The organism is Pedobacter sp. KH_004 (assembly GCF_057840755.1).
In genome coordinates this window covers 1260908-1284386 of the sequence record NZ_CM174519.1, presented here as the reverse complement: position 1 = coordinate 1284386, position 23479 = coordinate 1260908, and the positions used below count along the sequence as shown (strand labels likewise).

Below are 23479 nucleotides of genomic sequence, written 5' to 3'. Positions count from 1 at the left end.
AATTTTACTTATTTATCTGTATTTTAACCTCCTGCAAATCCTTATCATCAGATGAACCACCTACCAGGATTTTAAATTCTCCTGGTTCGACGACATAATCCAAGTTGATGTCATAACTTTTGAATGTTTCTGGAGATAAATTAAAAACAACTTGTTTGGTCTCACCAGCTTTAAGTGTTACTCGCTGAAAACCTTTTAATTCTTTTACAGGCTTGCTAACCGCACTTACAGAACCATTTACGTAAAGTTGTACAATCTCATCCCCAGTTATCTGGCCATTATTGGTAACATCAATGGTTAATTTTACGGGCTGGATAGTTTTAATTACTGATTTATCTAACTGAATGTTGTGGTAAGTGAAACTTGTATAACTTAGTCCAAATCCGAAAGGATATAATGGTCCGGTAGCTTTGCCAATATATTTCAAAGCATATTGAGAAGGCCTATGGTTGTAATAATTTCCTATCTGGCCTACATTTCTCAGTAAACTAACTGTTAGTTTTCCAGATGGATTTACTTGTCCGAATAATATTTCAGCTATGGCTTTACCGCCAAAACTGCCAGGTTCCCATGCCTCAACAATGGCAGGTAAATTTTCATCTAACCAGGGAATGGCAAGTGGTCTTCCATTAATCATTACGGCAATAACAGGCTTTCCGCTAGCATGTAAGTCTTTCAAGAATGTCGGTTGCAGCCCAGGTAAAATGATATCGTCTAAGTCTGTATTTTCTCCTGCAGTTCTCTTATTTCCCTCAAAACGAAGTGAATTATCTCCTATTACTGCAATTATCAAATCAAAATCTTTTGCACTTTTTGCAACATCCTCTAATAAACTATCTTTCAATTCTGGGATAAATTTTCCAGAGTTAAGAAAAATAACTTCGCAGCCTTTCGGTACTGCTGCCTTAACGCCTTCATATACTGTTGTAATATTTTCATCGGGCTGTTGTTGTGTCCAATCTCCCAACATTGCCTGATTATCTGCATTAGGGCCTGTAACCAATATTCTTTTATATTTACCTACCTGTAAAGGCAAAATGCCATTATTCTTAAGCAAAACGATTGACTTCCTTGCTGCATCTAAGGCTAAATCCTGATTTTCTTTTGAAAATATTATTTGTCCATCTTTATCAACAAATTCATTTTCGAACAAACCAATCTTGAATTTCACCTCCAAAATCCTTCTTGCAGACTCGGTAACTCGTTCTTCAGTAAGTTTGCCTTCCTTAACCAATTGCAAAACACTATTAAAAAAATCAGGACCATGCATGTGCATGTCCATCCCTCCAACAACAGAAGCTAAAACAGCATCTTTATCATTTGATACTGTACGATGTAAATCTGCCATACGCTCAATATCCATCCAATCACTAATGTAAAAACCATTAAAAGCCCATTTTTTTCTCAATAGATCTTCCATTAATGGTTTATTAGCGTGAGATGGAATACCATTCAACTCATTGTGAGCTGGCATAATGGTCATTACATTAGCAGCAACTGCAGCGTGGTATGGAGGTAAAAAAATTTCATTCAGCGTACGGTCAGATATATCGCTCGGCGCTTTATTTAATCCATTAACAGGCTGGCTGCCAGCAATTAAGTGCTTTGCGCTTGCGGCAACCCCAGCATTTTGCAAACCTTCTATTGTGGCCACCCCCATCTGGGAAACTAAATAAGGATCTTCTCCAAATGTTTCACCTGTTCTCCCCCAACGCGGATCTCTGGCTATATCTAAATTGGGGCTAAATGCCCATTGAGAACCAGTAGCTTTCATTTCTTTGGCTGTAGCTTTCGCGATTTCTTTTTGCAAAGAGATATCCCATGAAGATGAAATGCTGATTGGCGATGGAAATATTGTACTTCCTTTTACCATGCCATTGCCGTGTATAGCATCGATTCCAATAAGCAATGGAATTTTTAAGCGACTTTTTTGGGCAAGTGACTGTAGATAATTTGCTTCTTTAGCAGTAAGTACATGCAAAAATGATCCAATTTCACCATTAATAATTTTCTGTTCAATATCGCTGACTTTAAGATTGGGATAAAAAGCCTGCGCATCATTAGAAAGCTTTTTATTCGCAATTCGTTTTTTCTCAGCATTCTTTATATGCTCAAGACCAACATACTGACACATTTGGGCAACTTTCTCTTTTAGTGTCATTCTATTTAGTAAATCTTGAACACGGGTTTCTACTGATAACTTAGAATTTTGATACGGAGATTGAGCAAAAACCATGTTGCAATAAAAAAACATGATCAAAATAAATAAAGAAGGGAGGGTAATTTTGAACACAATATATCGTCTGATTTGCATTGAGGCTTATACTATAAGTTTTTATGGCACTTTAACTATTAATATTTTATAGCTCCAGTCTAATTAATATGGAAAAATAGATTTGCAGGCAATCTCACCTGCAAACCCCAGTTTAATATTTGATCGTTGTTAATAACCATAATCTTGTGTCATCGCACCATGTGAGGCTTCGATAATCGCTGTAGCAATAGGATATAATTCTGATTTATTCGGTACAAAATTTGCCGCAAATTTCTCTACAGAGTTACCAGAGTTAATTCCAGCTAGCCAGTTAATACCCGTAAAACCTGTCAACGATGCCGGAGATGGTTTGTAAAAAGAGTTACCCCATGTAAGTGTGGTAGAATTTGTTCTGAAATACATTCTTTGCGCATACTGATCATATGGAGCAGTTCTATTAATCATTTTTGTTAATTCAGCTCGTGTTGAAGCGATTTTGGCAGATAATAAATTCCATCTGATCAAGTCGTATTTGCGTATGCCTTCTCCAACAAATTCAAACAACCTTTCATCTTGTATGGCACTTAAAAAAGCTGTTTTAGAAGCAGTTTCAGCAGTGGATAATTCTCCTTCCGCGGTGGTTGTTAAAGTTGAGGAAGTTGTTACGCCAGTACCACCACCTCCGGTAAATGTAATTGTTGGCGCAGAAGTGTAACCACTTCCAGCACTTACTATATCAACCGCAGTAACTCTACCGCCACTTACTGTAGCAACCGCAGTAGCCCCACTACCATTTCCCCCACCAGTTATGGCTATTGTTGGGGCAGTAGTGTAATTTGCTCCTCCATTAACTACTGTAATTGTTTTTAAAGCACCAACGGTCCAACTTCTTCTACGCACCTGGTTTACAGCGTCAATAGCTTCAGCAGTAGGGCCATTATTTACTTCGTTGGTAGCTTCCGCAAACATTAACAACACATCAGCATAACGCATAATCGGCCAGTTAATTCCATAATAGGTTCTGGCTGAAGTAATTGCCGGAGTTACCCAATCTACTCTCCATTTTCCATCCGCAGCTGCCGATAATGAGCTACCTACGTAAGTTCCATTTGTATAATTAAATGGTGCAATAGATACATCACGACGTTTATCATAGGGGTTGAACTGATAAAATAAAGATGGAGTAACGTAATTTCTATTGTTACCTGAAACTGTGGTACCAAGCGTTAATCTAATCCCATTCCATGTGCCTATTCTAGAGTCGGATGCTGCATTATTACCCTCCATTGCCACTTCAAATAATACTTCATTGGCTTCAATTTTACCATCCAGTATAAAATCTTGCCAAATTGCCTGAAAACTTGGGTTTAAATTATGATATGTACTAGCGATGATTTCGGCACATTCATCTTTTGCGATAGTGTAATATTTTAAAAAATCTGGTCTTCTTTCCATTTGTCGGCTATCTCTGCGTAAAGAATAGCCACCTCTAAATAATGCAATTCTAGCTCTTATTGCTTTTACCGCACCTTTAGACAAGCGTTCATCGTTTGTTGCCCCTGGTTGTGTACGCCATGGCACTAATGTAGCGGCTAAAGCTAAATCATCCAATATTTTATCATAGATAAGATCTCTGTCGGTCTTTGGCACATCAAATGTTTCTGCGGTTGCAGATGGCTGATAAATCGCGGGAACATCTCCCCATAATTTGATCAGCTCCGAGTAATATAAAGCCCTAAGCGTTAGTGCCTCGCCATGCAAACGCATTAAATCTCTCTTCTGCGCATCAGAACCATTGGTATAAAGGTTCATTGACGGAATGTTTTTGATGCATACGTTTGCCCGCTCAATGCCAGTATACAATACATTGAAAGTACTTGTTAAATAGCTATTACTCGGAAGAATGTCGTATGCACTTAGTCTTCGCTGATCTTCGGTAGAAACCCCATTGATATTACCAATCATTTCGTCGGTATCGAAAGGATAAGCAATGCTTAGCCTTGTGCCATAACCTGCATCTCCAGACATTATCGCATATACACCAAGAACAGCTTGTAATGCGCTATTTGGATTGTTAAAAAGGATATTTTCTGGTGTAGCTGAAACAGGTTGCTGATCAAGAAACTTTTTGCATGATACCGTTCCGATTATGAACAGTATTGCTGGTATATATATAAATTTATGATATGTTTTCATTTTCTATAATTTTATAAAGACAGATTTAAACCAAAGATGTAGCCTCTACTTCTAGGATATGCAGAATAATCTACCCCAGGTGTAACACCGGTAGAACGACGTGTATTTACCTCTGGATCATATCCAGAATAGTTTGTAAGAATGGCGATATTATTTACTGTCGCATAAGCACGAAGACGCTTTATTTTTAATTTACTCAGTAGACTTTTACTAAATGTATATCCAACAGTAATGTTATTTAACCTCAAGAACGAACCGTCCTCCACTGCGTAACTTGTTAAATAATAACCTGGTGTACTACGAACAGGTTGAAATAATGTGGCTCCGGCATTGGTGGCTCTGATTGTTTCTGGATCGACACCAATAACATTTGTTCCGGAAACACGCTGGATCAGATTGCCACTTGCATCAATCGTTTTCCACCTGTCTGCCATTTCGCTTAACAGGTTGTTATTGTTTAGGTATCCATTGGTAAATTCTATTTTATTTGCATTTAAGATATCTCCACCAAAAGAAAAGTTGACAAATACACTTGCATCGAAATTTTTATAGCTAAACTGCTGGTTAAAACCTCCAAAGAATTTTGGAATTCCGTTGCCGATTACCTGTTTATCTGCTTCGGTTATAAAGCCATCACCATTTGTATCTTTCACTTTCATTGCTCCAGGCTGCGCCAAAGAAAAAGAGGTTGATGGATCTGCTACTCCGCTTTTAAGTTTATATATAAATGGAAAAGCGGCAGCAGTTGTGCCCGTGTTCGGGGTCACATCAAAATCATCTACTGTATAAAAACCATCAGCAACAAAACCCCACATTGCACCAACTTTGCCGCCAGCTTTTACAATATAATCGCCATTGCTAACCAGGTTAGACCAACTTGAACTTTGCAGATAATAATCAAGTCCATTTGCTAAAGAGCGAATGGTGTTGTTGTTGAATGAGATGTTAAAATCAGCAGAGTAGTTGAAGTTTTTAGCTTTAACTACTACACCAGATAATTGCAGCTCAAGTCCATTGTTTTTTGTATTGGCTGTATTTTGTAATTGGGTAGAATATCCAGATGTTGTAGAAACCGGGACTCTAGTAATTACATCATTGGTTAAGTTGCTGTAAAACTCTGCGGTGAATTGCAATCGATTTTTAAAGAAAGATAAATCCAGGCCAATGTTTCTGGAAACTGTCGTTTCCCATTTCAAATCTGGATTCGCTAATCCTACTGCACTATACCCAAATGTGGTTAAACTATTGTTTAATGGATAGAGTACATCAGCCTGATAGGTAGTTTGGTAGAGGTAGTCAGGAATTCTATTGTTACCTGAGGTACCATAACTTAGCCTTAATTTTGCATTGGAGATGAATTTCACGTCCTTCATGAAATTTTCATTTGAAAAAGTCCAAGCTACTGCTGCAGATGGGAAATATCCCCAACGATTACCCGGTCTGAATTTAGATGAACCATCAGCCCTCACAGTAAAAGATGCTAAATATCTGCTGTTAAATGAATAGTTCGCACGAGCGAAATAGGAGAACAGTGTGCTTTTAATTAAGGACCTATTTGGATAACCTGGTACAACAGTTCCTTGTGTAAGTTGGCTTAACGCCACATCAGCGGTGATACCTCTGGGATACAAATTGAAACGGTTTTCTAAATCATCGCTTTGCGAGATGTAAATCTCCTGTCCTGCCAATAAGGTAATCGAATTCTTTTTTGAGAATGCCGATTTGCTTTCGCTATTGCTATAATTTAATACGTTAGACCAGTTCAGTGTCCTATCTTTAGAGGTAGTAAATGTGGTACTCGGATTCCCTATGCTTCTTAATACATCATTAAAACCTTTAATATCGAGATTGGTATTGTTCATACCAGCAGTACCTGTATAAGATAGTCCCTTAATTATTTTATAGTTTAAGTTACCACCGAGATTAAAAATAGAAGTAGCCCCTTTACGATATTTTGCCAGTGACCATGCTACCGGATTTTGAAGCCCAAGACCTCCGCCTTGATTGGTAAGGTTGAAATATTCTTCGTCAAATTCTTCTGCACTTTCATTATCATTTAAATAAGGTTTGTATTTCACAAAATTACGCAGCCCATTCACTTGGGCGTTACCAGCATCTGAAAGGCCTGCACCATTTGTACTGGTTTCTGTATAACGCGTAGTAAACGAAACTCTTAACTTATCACTTACTTTTTGATCGAGTTTGAGTGCGAAAATGTTTCTCTTGTAATCCGTGTTAAGTACTATCCCGTCCTGGTTGTTATTGGTGTAACTAAAATTAAAACGGGTGTCTCCTTTTCCACCGTTTATGCTTACATTATTGGTCAGCATTTGAGCATTATTACCCATCACTTCTTCTTGCCAATTAACCGGATTCACGTTGTAAAACCTGTCTATATCTGCAAAAGTATTTACCTTATAAATACCAGAAAAAGAAGTTTGATTAGCGGCACTCTCTATCCTTGTACGTTCCCACTGATAAACTACAAATTCATAAGGTGTCATTACAGGTAAAGTGCTATTTAATTTATTAATCCCAAAAATTCCGTTGTATGAAACAGTTGTTGTTCCCGCTTTTCCGCTTTTCGTGGTAATTAATACTACACCATTGGCACCTCGAGAACCATATATAGCAGTTGATGATGCATCTTTAAGTACATCGATACGTTCGATATCTTGAGGGGAAAGCGATTTTAAACCATCTTCTACTTGAATACCATCAATAATGTATAAAGGAGAATTATCTTGGGTGATTGATCCACCTCCACGTATTACGATACGATAATCTGCATCTAATGATCCTTCGGAAGCGCCAATCTGCACCCCTGCTAAACGACCCACTAAAGCTTGTTCCGCAGAATTATTGGGAATATCTTTTAATTGTTTTTCCGCGTCGAAACTCGTTACCGCACCCGTGTTATCCTTTTTAGATTGTGTTCCATATCCAATAATCGTTACCTCATCCATAGTATTTGAAACAGGTTTTAATGAAATGCTGATCTGGTTGCTGGTACCTACACTAACTTCCCGCGTAATGAAACCAATATAAGAAACAACTAGTACCGTTGTGCTACCCGGTACGGTAATGCTAAACTTTCCGTTGGCATCTGTAGTCACACTTTTAGTTGTCCCTTTAATTTTTATACCGGCTCCTGGGAGGGTTTCGTCGGTTCCGCTTTCTAATACCCTGCCAGTTAATTGGCGGGTTTGTGCGGAGCAGAAGTTTACTGATAAGCATACACTTATTAGCAAGAGTAATCTTCTAATCATAAGCTGTTCAATTTGGTTAGTTTTGTTGTTTGTTCATTCAGTGGCAGGACATCAGATTTACAAAATAAATAGTAAAATCATTTTATTCTCTTGGCTGATATGCCGTGCCAACTATACAAATTTTCATAATTAAAATTGTAAGAAGGGGTAGTAAACATAAATAAATGGGGTATCAAATCATTCGAGACAGTTGAAATGAAAAAAAATTAGCTTAAAAATCTTGTATCATCCAATGGAAAGATTTCTTTCCTCTAATAAATTAACAAGAAAGGAATTAATCAAAACTTCAAGCTAAAAATATTATTATTAATACATAACCGTAGCCAACAAAACTGATAATGGATAGGTATTATTTATTCCATTTCCTCTTCTAATTCTACTCGGGTTTGTTGGATGATAAAATTGGTTGGGCTTAAATCAAATTGTTTGCGGAATTCTTTGCTAAAATGTTTGCGATTATTAAATCCTACAGCAAATGCAACATCAGCAATGCTCATTTTATTTTGCACCAGTAACAAAGCGGCTCTTTTTAAGCGGATAGACTTAATAAAATCTGCTACAGAAAGATCAGTTAAAGCCTTAACCTTTCTGTATAATACGGGTTGGCTCATGCCAATCTCTGCTGCAAGTTCGGCCACTCCAAAAGCAGCGTTTTCCATGTTATCTTCTAAGATATTGATTAATTTACTTAAATATTTACCGTCGCTTGAAGGTATGACTACATCTTTGGGCAACAAAGTAACTTGCTCACTAAACTTATTTTGCATGGCGCTTCGCAATGCCAAAAGGTTTTTAATGCTGAGTTGAAGTACTTGCAAACTAAAAGGTTTTGCAATGTATAAATCAGCGCCATTTTCCAACCCATTAATTTGGTGTATGGGTGCAGCTTGGGCAGTAAGTAAAATAACCGGAATATGATTTGTTCTTTGATCTGATTTTATTTTGGCACATAGTTCTAATCCATCCATTTCTGGCATCATCACATCAGTAATTATCAAATCAGGGATTGTTGCCGTCGCTGAATCGAAACCCTTCCTACCATTTTCACAGCCTATTACTTGATAATGATTTTTCAACGATTCAATGATAAACCCGCGAACCTCATGATTATCTTCTACGACCAAAATCAGTCTTTTTGAAGCGTCAGCGTCTGAAGCTATATTTTCAGAAATCTGATGATCAATATTTACATCCAACACTTGATTAAATAAATCTGAAATTTTATGACTTTCTATACTATTTACTTCTCCGTTTACAAAATGGCTAGTTCCCATTAACAAGGAGACTTTAAATGTGGTTTCCCGTTTATTTAATGAGCCTTCCGTATTACTGGTAAAAGATATTTCACCATGATGCAAATCGATTATACTTTTAGAAAATGCCAGTCCTATCCCCGTTCCAATGTGTTTGGGATTATGGGCGCCACCTTGGTAAAAATCCGTAAAAATATCCTTCTGGTCTTCTTGTGGAATGCCTGGCCCATTATCAATGATGATCAGTTCAACTTTATCATTTGTTTTGGCCACAACTAATTTGATTTCACCATGTGAGGGTGTAAATTTAAATGCGTTACTCAATAAATTGAATAATACCTTTTCCATGTGGTTATGATCAAAGTAAACTAAAACCGGCTCTTGTAGTCCATGAAAAGAGTAATTAACATGATTGGCACTTGCCAAATCCGTAAAAAAGTCAAACGCCTGCAAAGCAAAAGCATTGATATCCATTTCCTGAACATTCAATGCCATCTTACCAGTTTCTGTTTTACGAAAATCCATCAGTTCATTGATGAGCTTTAATAACCTATTGGTATTACTTTGAATCATACTCAATTGCCTGTTCAGGTAAGAGTTTTTCTCCGTTTCCATTACCAATTTCTCAATAGGTGCAGCAATTAATGTTAGAGGTGTTCTAATTTCATGAGATATATTAGTAAAAAAACTCAATTTCATTTGGTGCAATTCCTGCTGTCTCTCAAACTGTAAGTGTTCATAATATAGGTCTCGCTCTAACTTTTCCTGTCTCCTAAAAAATCTAACAATCAAATAGAATACTGTACAAAAAACAAGCACGTAAAATACATATGCCCACCAGGTAAGCCATAAAGGAGGCAAAATGGTAATCTTTATAGTTCTTGGCGATCTACTCCAAACGCCATCATTATTGGCTGCTTTTACCTTAAAAGTATAGGTTCCCGGAGCTAATCCTGTATATACTGCCAATCGCTGCCCACCGATGTAGTTCCAGTCTTGATTATAGCTTAGTCCTTCCATTTTGTAGGCGTAACTATTCTTTTGCGAGTTGATGTAATTTAGTGCGGAAAATTTGAATGAGATTGAATTTTGATCGTATTTAAGTACAATTGAATTGGTAAATTCGACTGGCTTAGTAAGTGGTGAGCCTGCAGCATTAACAATAACAGATTCATTTCTGATCAAAAAATCAGTTATTACAACCAAGGGCTTATGGATATTCTTAATAATTTTAGTGGGATCAAATGAATTGATTCCATTTACTCCGCCAAAAAAAATCTGACCAGTATTACTTTTATATACTGCATTCGCCATCCACAAATTACTCGATAATCCGTTAACAGCTGTGTAGGTGGAAATTTTATAATCCTTAATACCTGGTTTTAAAACATTTTTTCTAAAAGTTATTTTAGAAATGCCATTATTGGTACTTGTCCAGATGTTTCCCAGATTATCCTCAATTACTGATTGAACAATGTTATCAGCCAGGCCATCGGCTTGTGTAATGATCATCCCCTTAGCCGAATTATAATTAAACAACCTCAAACCTACATGCGTACCCAACCACATTCTCTGCTTAGAATCTTTATATATTGCTGTAACGATGTCATTTGTATAAATACCCTTATCAATATCAAGTTTATAAGGAGTAAATTTATCAGTTGCGATTTCCAAGTAGCAAAGACCATTGTTTGTACCTATCCAAATTCCCTTTTTATCGACATCTTCCAATAAGCTATTGACATGGTTGCTACTGATACTATTGGCACCAACTGAATAACGATATTCTTTAATTCTTCCATCGTAACCCCAAAATTTCAATCCATCTACATCCCCTGCTGCCCAAATTCCCTCATCAGTACACAACAGCCCATTGGTACGAAAAACCTTATTTTTCGATTTGAAATCAATATAATTGACCTTACCAGTTGCTTTACTGAATTTTGCAATTCCATCTAGCGTAGCAAGCCACAAATCACCAAATTTATCTCTTGCTAAACCTTTTACAATATTGCTGGTTCTATTTTTTTTTATTTCTTGTACGGAAAAATATTTGGAAATATTTTTCATGGTATTGATATAATTTAATCCACCTCCATCTGTCCCCGCCCATATACCCCCATCAGGATCTCCTAAGATGGCATTTACAAGCAGTTTATTTAAACCTATTCCGTTTCCAACTCGTTCATTTATGCTAGTAAAATTCGCATTAATGGGATTGTAAATATTTAATCCGCCTGCATAGGTAGTAAGCCAAATACTTCCGGCTCTATCTTTCATTATTTTCCATATGGTATTGTAGCTTAAACTTCCCTTATCCTCACTACGATGCTCATAATTAGAAAATCTTTTTGTTTCCTTATTGAAAATACTTAACCCATTACGTGTACCTATCCAAAGCTCATCGGGTTTGTTTACAAAAATGTCTCTCACAAAATCAGAGAGTATAGCATTTTTATCTCCGTAAGTATGAGAAAAATTTAAACATTCACCTGTTGATTTTTTATACCAAAACAATCCAGAATCTTCAGTTCCGAACCAAATGTCTCCATCAAAATCCTCTTTTATACCCACAATCCTTCTTACCGGAGCATTCAATTTAGTTTGTAGGCTAGCCGGAATTGACAGCATTTTGCCGGTTCTTGCATCAAATCTTTTCAAACCTGCTGCAGAGCCAGACCATAAGCTACCACCTCTGTCTTTACAAATCGCATGTACAAACGAACCGCTCTGCATCTGCGAAACAAAATTTTTAACTCTTTTGGTTTTACAGTCTAGTAACCTGATTCCTTTATCAGTAGCAATATAAATTATATTTTTACCTGCGGGATAAAGTACAGAGGTGAATCTGACACTATCCATTGGGATTTTGAGGAATTTTTCCGTATGTCTTATAAACTGATATAACCCACCAGAAGTTGCCAGCCAAAGGTTATGATCATCATCTTCGAACATAGAGTTGACATCACGCTGGCTAGTTGGCTTTTCTGTATCATAGTTATTGAATATTTTATATTCATAACCATCAAACCTTGTTAAACCACTTCTACTGCCAATCCACATGAACCCCTGTTGATCTTGAAAGATAGAAAATATAGGGCTTTGAGATAATCCTTCCTTTAGGGATAAGTGCTTAAACTTGATATTAAAATCCTGGGCGTGCAAAAAACCACATTGTGAGATGATAAAAATCAACAGTGCCGAGCAGATTTTGACAAGCATAAACTAGGGTGTGATTTGGTTAGGAATTATTTTGATATACTACAATATATATAGAAAATCTGGTATGACAAATTGATTAAGTAAAAGTAATTGTAGAAGTTTTGGACGGAAAATTATCTTTTAATCAGACATCTAAGCATATCAGGAATTCATGATGGTGGGCATTTCCGGATTTTAAAATTTTATTTTCTGAGCACCACCAACTAATTGAACTTCCTTACCATTCCATTTAAATACACCTGAAAGATTTGCTGGCAACTCTACGTCGCCCTCTATTCCTTCGCCACTTCTTTTTAGGGAAAGGTTAATCATTCCAGCGGGATGAGGCATATGAGCAGTGACTTGCTTTAATTCACCTAAAGCCGGCTGAATCAATACGCGTTTAAATCCGGCATCAGCCGGCATAATCCCGCAAATGGTGGACAGAAAATCGTAATTCGGGCTGGCGCTCCAGGCATGGCAATCTGACCGGGTAGGATCCGGATTTTCCGCAAATGTGGTTAATCCGTTTTGCAACATCTCCCTCCATGGCTTCAGCTGAGCATAATATAAGTTTGCCATTCCAGCTTTCTTTAAAGCCTGGTTTAGATAAAACCTATAGTAAAAGGTAGCCTGACTTAGCGTTGTATCCATCAAAACCTTGTTTAATAAAACCTTTTCTTCCTCCCCAGGAACTGCGCCCGCCAGCACAGCCATGATGCTGGCATGCTGACTAAAGCTATCTTTTAGCGGAGTATTAGCTACTACGCCTTTTTTTGAATCGAAACACAATTTGTATGATGCTGCCCCCAGACGTTCGGCAATTTCAGCGTAATGCCGGGCCTGCTCATTTTTACCATAGTGCTGAAATACTTTAGCTGCCTGCCTTAGGGTATAAACATATTGAAAAGTTATAATGGAGGAGTTTCCATCGTTTGCGCCATCAGGTACTCCAAAGTTGAATGCAGTGTTCCAATCGGTAAAGTTCCACCATTTCATTGGCCCAAGCATTTGTTTTTTCTGATCGATCTGATTTTCATACCATTTTAAAACCTCTTCCATGGGCAACAGAAACTGTTCTAAAAAAGCTTCGTCATCACGATGGAGCCAGTAATCATGAATCATGGAAACCCAGTAAAGCGAGAATGGTGGAATCACCTGTAGCCTGTTACTCGGATACCTGCCCTGAGTAAGTCCTTCAGGAACTCTGGAATGGTAAAAATCCAGTAACGCCTTACGCATCAACCGGTCGTCACCAGTTACATACAACGATATAAGTGCTTGAATGCGGGTATCTCCTTCGTATTGCAACTGTTCATAGTACGGGCAGTCGTAGTAGGTTTCTCCAGCACACAGTCCAGCGGTTCGCCACCCTACATTCCAAATATCCTGCAAAGATTCATCATTACTGGTAAAGCTCGCCACTGCTTTAAAAGGATAGCCGCTTTGCATACCATAGAAATCATTAATAATTAGCGGCTGTGCTTTGGTTACGATATCTAGTTGAACGAAGCGATAGGTTCGCAGCCATAGCGGCCTGAATAATCTTTTGTTTTCACCATCGGGATGGAAAATATCAAAGTTGCCAACAATTTCTTTACCGGCAATATCATTTCGATTGCCTTTAATGCCGTTTTTAAAAAGCGCCTCTGCATAAGTAACCTTAACAGAAGAACCTTTTCCCTTGCTTAATATCAGCTCAGGGTAAGCGACAGTGTTGAAATTCTGATCGATCAAAATACTGACATTGCTATTGGCAGGTATAGTTAATGAGGCTTTACCATGTAGGAAATTATTTGAGTTTTGTAACCCTGATAACCGGGCAATCTTTCCGAAACGCTGTTGTTTCTCGGTGATTAACGGAATATTTCGCGGAGCCAAAGTCCATTGGTTATCTGTACCGTAGCCTACCGTAACCGGGTTTGCAACTTGTAGGGGTTTTAACCAGTTTGCCGCATTGTATCCGGGCATTTCCCATCCCCAGGGGTATCTTCCGCCCATTACCTCATCACCCGGGCCAATCACCATGTAAGTTTTTAGCCGTTCTCCGTTATCAATAGAGCAAGGCCTATAAGCTTTATTTTGAATTACTTTCCAACCCGAATTGGTATTGATTATGGATTCCTGTTCTGTATCACCCTGCAGCACAAATGCAGTCTGGTTTGATATTTGAGCTACAGGCGCAAGCGTACCCATGTTCCAAACCTGTGCAGCAATTACATTATGACCTGCTTTTAAATATGGAGCAATATCAATACTTTCGAAATACCAATTATACAAATCGCCACGTGCAGGGCCGCTACAAATATCCTGTCCATTTACAAACAGGCGGTATCTGTTGTCGGCTGAAACATGAATAATAAATTTTTCGACAGCTTTATTTAAGGCAAAATCTTTGCGAAAATGATAAACGCCGTAATCGCGTTGAGGCACGTTTGGACAGGTAATCCAATAGGCTGTCCACTGGTTCTTTAATAGCTCTGGATTAATCTGAACCTCTTGTGCTTTGGATAAAATGCCAAAACAAACAAAAGAAAGTAAGAAAAGCAGTTCTTTGGAGGAGATCATGTTAAATATTTTTATTCGTAATCGCACAGGTATAACTGGGAATTGACCTTGGGCAATTTTTCGATTTTTGCGCCAACTTTACTGCTGTTTTTCACTTTTGATCTCAGTTGGAGATCAAAGGATTTCCAGTGCTCAAAATACTCATTTAATTTTTTACCATCTACTTTTATGTTCCCTGATTCAGCAATTACGCCCTTCATTTCGCTGAATCCGGTTGCGAAATTATTCATGACAGTGTTCCCCAAACTTAGGCCCAACTTTTTGTGGTTATAGATTCCGATCCAAGGAATAAATGGTTTTCCAACAAATGGGTTACTCGCTACGGTGTTGTTAGCGATTTTAACATTTTTGGCACCATAGAAGGAGATGCCGTGCCACATATTGGTTAAAACTACATTGTTTTCTACAGTCCAGTTTTCAAAAAACCCATCGAAGCAACCAATGCCCTGCATTCCGGTTTCCTGCGGAAAAGGCTGATCAGGATCAAGCTGACTGATAAAAATATTGTTTCTTAAAATTACATTTGACACTTTGCCCATTCCAACCTTTCCCTGTGCATCGGTGCTCCAGCTCTGAAAGCCATCATCATGATTGTTGTCAATTCCGTAGGAACCTGCAACCAGATTGAACTCAAATACTGAATCATCTGATAAACCTCTAATGCCATCATGAAGAAACCCGTAAATGATATTCCCACTGACCTGGGTCCTTATTGCCGTTTTTGCAACCACAATGCCAAAACTCACCTGCTTCAGGGTATTATTGATAAGCGAACAATCTGTACCCTCTACCCTTATTCCCAAACCTGCCCTGGTCAACATTTTTGATACCGACCAGTTATTCACGCAGCTATCTGTTGAGCTGATATCAAAATTTTCAATCAAAATAAAACTGGAATTCGCTTTAATGGCTATAAAATCCCGTTTTTCAAGCCGTCCGGTTTCATCAGGGCAAACCTTTAAGCCGTAGATTTTCCAATATTTCCCATTTGTAACCTGCAGACTATTAACCCGGGGAAATTGTCTTTCTCCTGGCAGAATCGTAATGGGTTGATTACCCTTTAAGTTGCCAGAAATAACCGGATTGCCATGATTGCCAGACAGCAAGATGATGCTATCTCCGGGCAGGAACTTCTTGTTGGCTAGGAATACCGAATCCAGCGTACTCCAGGGGGAGTCAAATGTCCCTGCGTTTGCCATTCTGCCATTTTTTGGGCTGCAATAGTATTTAGCAGCGAAACATTGGTTTAAGCAAAACACAGCAATACACAACCAGATAATCTTTTTCATAAACGAAATTCTACTTCAGTTGATTATAACTCATTAATTTGAGCCCCAGCTTATTGATTACCTGGTGTGCCCATTCCAATTTCTTACGGTCTTCTGCCCGTTCTTTATTTAAGGATGAAACCACATCTTCATCGTACATACCAAGATGAAATACCATTTCGAGTGTTTCATTCGATTTCATTACATTCAGCCGCTCCTCAATACTGTTCAGACTCTCTGAGGAGGCAATGAACATGTCGTCTGGCGCTTTAAGTTTAACCGTTGTTTCCTTGTATTTTCTAAAGGCCACCTTTTTTTCTATACAAAAACCAGCAATATCATCATAATGATTTCTGAACAGATGATCTTTATGAATATCGATATAATCTGGTTCAAGACCGAGTATATTTATAAATTTATTCCATTGACTGAGGCACAATTCCCTGATATCACTCTGATTGATGCCAATCTCCAGATGTAAGCCTAAACTGACATTTTTTTCTTTTGCAAGTAATTTTAACGTAAGCACCTGTTGCTGTTGCCTAAATAGATGTCCATCAACCATAATGGATACTGATGTGAGCAGATCAGACTGTAAAGCCAGTAAAATTTCTCTGTTGTATATCTTGCTTAACCCAAAATCGTCTGAAGTGAGAATAATGTTGCCCATGTATCGGTATAAGGATTTTTTATTGGATTAATTTTTCTTTGAAATGATTTGATTTGAGTTCAACCAGCTGATAAGCCTTAAAAACCAGTCGTCGTTATTTGTTTTATTATTTAAGCCAAACCCATGGCCGCCTGTTTGATAAAGGTGCATTTCCGCAGGAACCTTTTTATTAATCAAAGCCTGATAAAATAAAATACTATGCTCAGCTTTGACCACCGGATCATCAGAGGCATGAAGGAGGAATGTTTTCGGGGTATTAGCAGTAACGTGTTTATCGACAGAAAAAAAAGCCATTTTATCTTTTTTAAATTCAGGGCCCAGCAGGTTTTTAGCTGAACTTGATTCTACGCCAACTTCAAACGAAATTCGCGGATAGAGCAGCACCATAAAGTCAGGCCTAAGGTTAACCTTTAACGGATTGGGCACATAAGACTGACCGAAATGAGTAGCCAGGGACGCAGCTAAATGTCCTCCGGCAGATGCGCCTACCACCCCTATCCTATTCTTATCCAAGTTCCATTTGGCATACTGGCTTCTCACCAAAATCATTGCCTGTTGCGCATCCTGCAATGGCGCCATACTTTTATCTCTCATAATGGCATCATTAGGCAAGCGATATTTCACCACAAAAGCCGTTATCCCAAATTCATTAAACCTTTTGGCTAATTCCTCTCCTTCATGTTCAATAGCCAATACCTGGTAACCCCCACCCGGCAAGATGATTACGGCAGCACCGTTCGCAGTTCCTTTGTCTGGCACAAAAACAGTCAGGCTTGGTTCGCTAACAAAAGAAATATAGCGTTTTCCGTCATCGCCTCTGTGCTCCTTTTCCACATAACTGGCATCCGTTTTTGACCCGGGTATAGTAGCGTTATATAATAGAATCGTTTCCTGTGACCAAGCCATAAATACCATGACCAAACACAGCAAGGATGTTATAGCAATTCTTTTTTTCATAAATTTTGATTTACCGTTGTTCCGTCTGCAGGAAGATCAAACCTTAATTTTTTTCCACTTATCTGGATTTCCAGTTTTCCGCCAATTTTAAGTGGGTCACTTGCATATATCTTATCTGAATCGATTAAAATCAGACAGGCTCTGTCTACACTGATGATGGTTTTTGGAAGCTTTAAAGTATTTTTCTGATGGAATGAAGCCATCGTAATGCCATCACTGAAATTGATGGCCTGACAAATGCTGGTATTTTGCAGTATCTTCCAGTCTGGTCTGGCTAGTTTTTTTTGAACCTGATTTAAGGGCGTTATGCCATCAACCATATAGGCTGCAGATGTATTGTTCTGATGATGGAGCACTAATTTAAAAACTTTTTCTTCTCCTATATCCTTTGATCCTGATTTCGATAGGTCCGACCAGCTTCCCTTTACCCCCCCAACGCTCAGATCCATTAGCCCTTGAGTTAACGGAATGTAAGTTAAACCATGGTGGTGTATCCATTTTACCGGTTCCATTATAGCATTGGTGATAAGAATATTATCGACAGAATTTAAGAACGTTAATCCCTGGATTCGGCTTTGCTCTAATGTGGTAAAAATGCTATCAGCAGATCCTTTTAAAGCGATGTCTGCAATTAAACAGAACACCCTGCCCTTATGCATCGACCAAAATTTGCTTGCAGAAAGCTTCGAATCTGATCCTATCGTCTCAACGTCCATCACCACAACACCACTGCCATCCGCCTGCACCCCTCCCGCAAAACCTGATCGGGAAATACTTGTAGCAGATTCAAAATTTGTTACACCCGGCAATTTATTCCAGTCCCAAAACGGCATCAAATCAGTATATTCTTTTCCGTTTCTAATAAAATAAGTATTTCCTAAATTCAGGAAAGTACCCTTTTGGTTCTCACCGTTGATTCGTTCGGTTACTTCCGTTTTATTGGAAATGGTTTTGAGGAAAAAACTAAATTCAGGTTGCTGATAGGCAGCAAAATCCGAAAAAGGGAAATATTTAAAGCCTTTTAAACCCTGCTTACCCCCTTTTTGGACTTGAAGCATTGCATCAAAATCCAGGCTTCTGTATCCCCTATCGAGTTGAGATAAATAAGGGATCAACCTGGAAATATCCTGCTTTAAAAAACCTTTACGGCTTACTGCCCGATCAATACTGCCTGGGGTAAGGTAAATGCCACGCTCCGTCCATTGCCACCCTTCTAATAAAAAATCCTTCAGCACGACTATTTTTTCTGCTGGGAATGCCCAGGGAGTTCCATTCAGTTCATAGGCCAACCTAATATTCTCTTTCAAAAAAGCAGCGCCATAGTGGTGGGTTTGCAACCTGCTACCATGTTGGTGATAACTAAAATCAGGCCTTATGCCCTCGCCATTGCTGACCTTGATTTCCTTGGCCAGTAATTTGGTCGCCTGGATTATCAATGAGTCATTCTGGGTAAACAAACCATAATGCAGACTAAGATCGACGCTCCAGGTTAAATTGGCACCGGTAAAATTCGGCTTGAGTTTAAACTGTCGCAAAACATTTAATGCTTTGGTACGCTGCTGGCCTTTCAGGAAATCCCCGTCCAATGTGATTATATCCCGCCAAAACTGCGGCACACCAATTTCGTTATACCACCAGTTTGGATTTCTGTAAACTTTGGTCATCCAATGATCCAGGGCCTTGGAAATGACCTTTCTTGCTGAATCATTCTGATAGAACGGACTTCCTCTTTTTTGATAGGCTACAGATATTTTTACCAACCGATCGAGGTGTTCAGTGGTTTTCCATGAGGATGAATTTTGATCTCTATAATCCACATCCCCCCATTTTCCACTCTCATCTACAGTGGCTAACCAGTTTTTTACGCTCTGAGTCGAAGTTGTATCTAAGTCAATTAAAAAAGCTTTGTACCTATTGATTACCTGATGATATGGCAGCTGACTTTGAGCTACTTGAAAGCCCAAAGTCAATACTACCAATAACCAACCAAGTTTAAATTTTTGCATTATTTAATTTTTAAAAGCTCGGCACCAGCCATCAAAAACGCCCCGGAACCATACTCCTGATTGTCCTCACTTTTTACTGTTTCAGGTTTCGATCCAATTTTCTGTACCCATGTTAGTTTTCCCTCAGGCGTTACTTGAGCGTTCAGTCCCCTCCATCCCTTCAAAATAATTGGTAAGTATTCCTTTTTAGTCAAATATCCCTGATTGATTCCCCAGGTGAGGGCGAAAACATAAAATGCTGATCCACTGGTTTCCTTATTAGTATATTCTGCAGGATCAGCAAGGTTTGGTCGCCAAAGGCCATCTTCCTGTTGAATACCTGCTATTTTCTTTGCCATCTTCAAATACAAATCCTCGAATCTTTTATAGTTGGGATCCCCTTTTGGCAAATGCTCCAATACCTGAACCAAGCCTCCTAATACCCATCCATTGCCTCTGGACCAGAATATTTTCTTTCCATTAGGTGATCGGCGCTGAAAAAAGCTTTTATCCCTGTAGAACAGATTTTCATCCTGATCAAAAAGGAAGTCGGTGGTATCCCACCACATTTTGCTCATAAACTCGTTGTATTTCTGGTTTCCAGTGGCTTCAGCCAACCGTACTAAAACTGGTGGAGACATAAAAAGGGCATCGCACCACCACCATTCTTCTCTGCCTGGCTTGGGGTTGCTGATTAGGGAATCAAAAACACTTTTGGTATCCAAAATTGCTTTTGGATTTTTCGTGACGGCATAAATTCCCAAGTAGGTTTGCCCACGGGTATGATCATCGGCATGGCGATACCGTTCTGCTAATTTATAATTCAAACTTTCCGACCAGCGAACAGCCTCGTTGAAATAATTTTTATCTTTTGTGGTTTCGTATGCACGAATAATTCCCGCATAAAATACGCCTCTTGCCCAATCGTCGTGATTTTTCGCATTGCCTACAACCGGATTGGCAATTTGCCAATTGAATACCTTTTGCATGGCCGTTTCAATAGATTTATGATCAAGCTCCGGGGTATTTTTCTTAAGGGAAGCACAAGCTGAAATCAATATCACTGCAATCAATAATACTGGAATGCCGATTTTCTTTAACATGTTTTTCAATTAGGGTTCAATGGTTAACTTAATCTGTTTGATGATCTGGCTACTCTCATCGCGACTTGCATTAGCGGCGATAAAAGTAACAGTATAAGTTCCAGGAACCGTGTACGCATAAGTGTAATTACTTAAATAAGTGGTTGCAGTTTTTAAACCAAGGCCGGTGTCTGTGGAAACAGCGGCTAAATTAAAAGGCCTGCTGATTACCCAATCCTCGTTGTCTTCATTGATAGCATCTGTTCCCGTACCATTAATGGTTATCTGACCTGTGGTCGGTACGCCCCAAACTACTGTTGGGTTTTTAATGTCTACACCAACCCATCCTACCTGACCAATAGCTGCAATAACGGATGTTCTTCCCTCTGGCAAAACATTGTTTACGTTAAAAGTACGTAAGAACCAAGAGGGCTGTTTAAGTGTAGGATGAAAATAACCCTGGTATTTAAAGGCCAGATACAAAGGTTGATTGGCAGATTTAAAATCAGAGAGATCGATCGTTCCAGAGGCTGTATTATCCGTTCCTGTAGATAATGTGGCTCTTGAGGTAATATCTGTCCATAATGCAGCTGCAACACCGGTAGCGTCATATTTACCGGCAAAGTTGGTTGATGCCATAAGCCTTAGCGTATTGGTTTCACCTGCATTTTGTATAAATGTAGTGAAATTAAGCTGAGGTAATCCCTCTGCTGTGGTTCTACTCCTGAAATCATAATTTTCGCCGGCAATGCCTCGGTAAACGGAAATCAAATCAGGATTTCCGGTAAATCTGAAATTCACTTCCTCACCCACTTTGTAAGTTGTTTTGTCTGTAACCACATCGAATTCAGGCGCCTCAACCGTTAACTTCTTGCAGCTAACAAGGGCAATCAAAGCGATAAGACCAATATATATGTTTTGTTTCATTTTTTCGTCGTTTAAAGGTTCACCTCGGCTTATAACCAACCTGGGTTTTGGGTTAGCAATCTGTTCAATGAGATTTCTGACAATGGAATTGGCAAGAGATTGTGCTTTTCAGAAATATTATCTCCCGGGCGTGATGCGTATTTGAATGCGGCAATATAACGCAAAGTTGCAACTGAAGCCGAATTTTTCATACGCTCTACAAATATACCCCATCTGATCAGGTCGCCCCTCCGAAGGCCTTCATAGCACAACTCACGCGACCTTTCATCAATAATGGTTGATTTGAATGCAGCTTGATTTGCTGTTTCGGCAGGAATCAAATCCGCATCTGTAGCTGTTGATAGGGTTACGTTCGCTGTGGCACCCGTGCCGGTAGTTCCCGATATGGTAACTGTTGGTACTGAAGCGTAAAAAGATCCTGGTGTAACGACGGTTATGGCACTTACTCTACCGTTGGCTATTGATGCAGTAGCTGTTGCCTGTGTGGCAAAACCACCTCCGTTAATCGTAACATTTGGAACTGTGGTGTAGCCCGAACCACCGTTCACTACATTCACAGTGAATACATTGGTTCCATTTAAAACTTTACCTGCGCCACGTTGCCTTACCAGATTCACATAGTTTATACTCTCTGCATCCGGTCCCGAGATTTCATTTTGTGCCTCCGCGTACATCAGCAACACATCCGAATAACGCAACAGCGGGAAATTGGCACCGTTGTAATTTCTGTTTTTCGGTGTCAATAACTCATATTCCCTGCGCCATTTTCCAACACTTTTTGCTTCTGCAACGGTTTGAAAAACTTTGTTTTTAGTTGCTCCACTATAATAATAAGATCCGATGTTCCAGTCCCGGCGTAAATCCTGTGGTTTATAGATATCATACAATACACGGGTTCCGTTCCACTGGCCATAACTATTTCCAATTTCATCGTTTGTTCCAGCCAATCCGCCCAAAACGCCCAGCCTGCCTGTTTCATTCACGCCCGATTGCAATAAGTTACCTGTAAATTCAACTTCCCAAATGCCTTCCTTAATATCATATTTATCTTGCATATGGTTGATAAAAATCTGTTCATAAGAAGGATTTAGGCTATGAAGTCCAGAGTTGATTACCATTTTAGCCCACTTCGCGGCATCTGCATATTTGGTTTTATCATTTAACGGGTTTCCTGCCATTTTTAAACAAACGCGGGCCAGTATACCTTGAACTGCGCTTTTACTTACTCTACCTGCAAAATTGTAAGCGGTAATGGGTTTTACCAACCCTTCAGCGGTAGTCATGTCAGACAATATCTGGGCATAAACTTCTTTCAGGGGCGTACGTGCTATTTCAGGATTGTTAACGGATTTTGTGGGTTCCAGGATCAATGGTACATCGCCAAAGTTGGAAGTGAGCAAATAGTAATAGTATGCCCTTAAAAAAAGTGCTTCCCCTCTTACCACGCTTCTGTTTGCTTCCGACATAGAAGGTTTATCTATATTTGCCAATAGAATGTTCGCCCGCTCAATACCGGCATAAAGTGCTTTCCAGATTCCGGCAACAGAACTATTGTTGGAATCGTAGTTGTAAACCTGCACACCCAAGGTTGTTGTGGATTGCCTGTAAAAACTTTCATCGGTAGCCACTTCAAATTGCGACCATAAAATCTCTCCGTATAGGGCTGCGCTGCCCATAATATCATATACCCCAACCAAAGCAGTATTGAGTTCTGTTTCGTTGTTGAAATAATTTTCAGGGGATACGAAATCCTTTGGAAGCACCTCTAAATATTTTTTGCAAGAACTTATACTGAAGAGCAATACAAGTAAAAGCAGTGACAGTTTTGTTTTCATCGTTCTGACTTTAT

12 protein-coding genes are annotated in these 23479 nt (G+C 39.0%); all 12 read right to left on the bottom strand.

Annotated elements, in window-relative coordinates; all coding sequences use genetic code 11:
- Positions 1–4: 4 nt before the first annotated feature.
- Positions 5–2236, bottom strand: a complete 2232-nt coding sequence (locus AC3ITD_RS05630) for a glycoside hydrolase family 3 N-terminal domain-containing protein (protein WP_489364754.1) — start codon at positions 2234–2236, stop codon at positions 5–7.
- Between the two features lie 207 nt (positions 2237–2443).
- Positions 2444–4450, bottom strand: coding sequence for a RagB/SusD family nutrient uptake outer membrane protein (locus AC3ITD_RS05625; RefSeq protein ID WP_489364752.1), 2007 nt, complete (start codon positions 4448–4450; stop codon positions 2444–2446).
- 11 nt (positions 4451–4461) lie between these two features.
- Positions 4462–7719, bottom strand: a complete 3258-nt coding sequence (locus AC3ITD_RS05620) for a SusC/RagA family TonB-linked outer membrane protein (protein WP_489364749.1) — start codon at positions 7717–7719, stop codon at positions 4462–4464.
- A gap of 353 nt (positions 7720–8072) precedes the next feature.
- Positions 8073–12194: a hybrid sensor histidine kinase/response regulator transcription factor gene (locus AC3ITD_RS05615; protein ID WP_489364747.1), complete on the bottom strand. Its 4122-nt coding sequence runs from the start codon at positions 12192–12194 to the stop codon at positions 8073–8075.
- 174 nt (positions 12195–12368) lie between these two features.
- Positions 12369–14741: an alpha-L-rhamnosidase-related protein gene (locus AC3ITD_RS05610; RefSeq protein ID WP_489364744.1), complete on the bottom strand. Its 2373-nt coding sequence runs from the start codon at positions 14739–14741 to the stop codon at positions 12369–12371.
- An 11-nt stretch (positions 14742–14752) separates the two neighbouring features.
- Positions 14753–15940, bottom strand: coding sequence for a right-handed parallel beta-helix repeat-containing protein (locus tag AC3ITD_RS05605; RefSeq protein ID WP_489364742.1), 1188 nt, complete (start codon positions 15938–15940; stop codon positions 14753–14755).
- Positions 15941–16040: 100 nt separating this feature from the next.
- On the bottom strand, positions 16041–16679 hold the full coding sequence (locus AC3ITD_RS05600; protein ID WP_489364740.1) for a ChbG/HpnK family deacetylase: 639 nt from the start codon (positions 16677–16679) through the stop codon (positions 16041–16043).
- Positions 16680–16706: 27 nt separating this feature from the next.
- Complete coding sequence (locus tag AC3ITD_RS05595) at positions 16707–17636, bottom strand: alpha/beta hydrolase (protein WP_489364738.1); 930 nt, start codon at positions 17634–17636, stop codon at positions 16707–16709.
- On the bottom strand, positions 17633–19642 hold the full coding sequence (locus AC3ITD_RS05590) for a polysaccharide lyase family 8 super-sandwich domain-containing protein (RefSeq protein WP_489364735.1): 2010 nt from the start codon (positions 19640–19642) through the stop codon (positions 17633–17635). The genes AC3ITD_RS05595 and AC3ITD_RS05590 overlap by 4 nt, the downstream gene beginning before the upstream one ends.
- Positions 19642–20724 carry a glycoside hydrolase family 88/105 protein gene (locus tag AC3ITD_RS05585; protein ID WP_489364733.1) on the bottom strand — a complete coding sequence of 361 codons (1083 nt, stop codon included), beginning with the start codon at positions 20722–20724 and terminating at the stop codon, positions 19642–19644. The genes AC3ITD_RS05590 and AC3ITD_RS05585 overlap by 1 nt, the downstream gene beginning before the upstream one ends.
- A 9-nt stretch (positions 20725–20733) precedes the next feature.
- Positions 20734–21630 carry a DUF5017 domain-containing protein gene (locus AC3ITD_RS05580; RefSeq protein WP_489364731.1) on the bottom strand — a complete coding sequence of 299 codons (897 nt, stop codon included), beginning with the start codon at positions 21628–21630 and terminating at the stop codon, positions 20734–20736.
- A gap of 29 nt (positions 21631–21659) precedes the next feature.
- Positions 21660–23465 carry a RagB/SusD family nutrient uptake outer membrane protein gene (locus tag AC3ITD_RS05575; RefSeq protein WP_489364729.1) on the bottom strand — a complete coding sequence of 602 codons (1806 nt, stop codon included), beginning with the start codon at positions 23463–23465 and terminating at the stop codon, positions 21660–21662.
- Positions 23466–23479 lie beyond the last annotated feature (14 nt).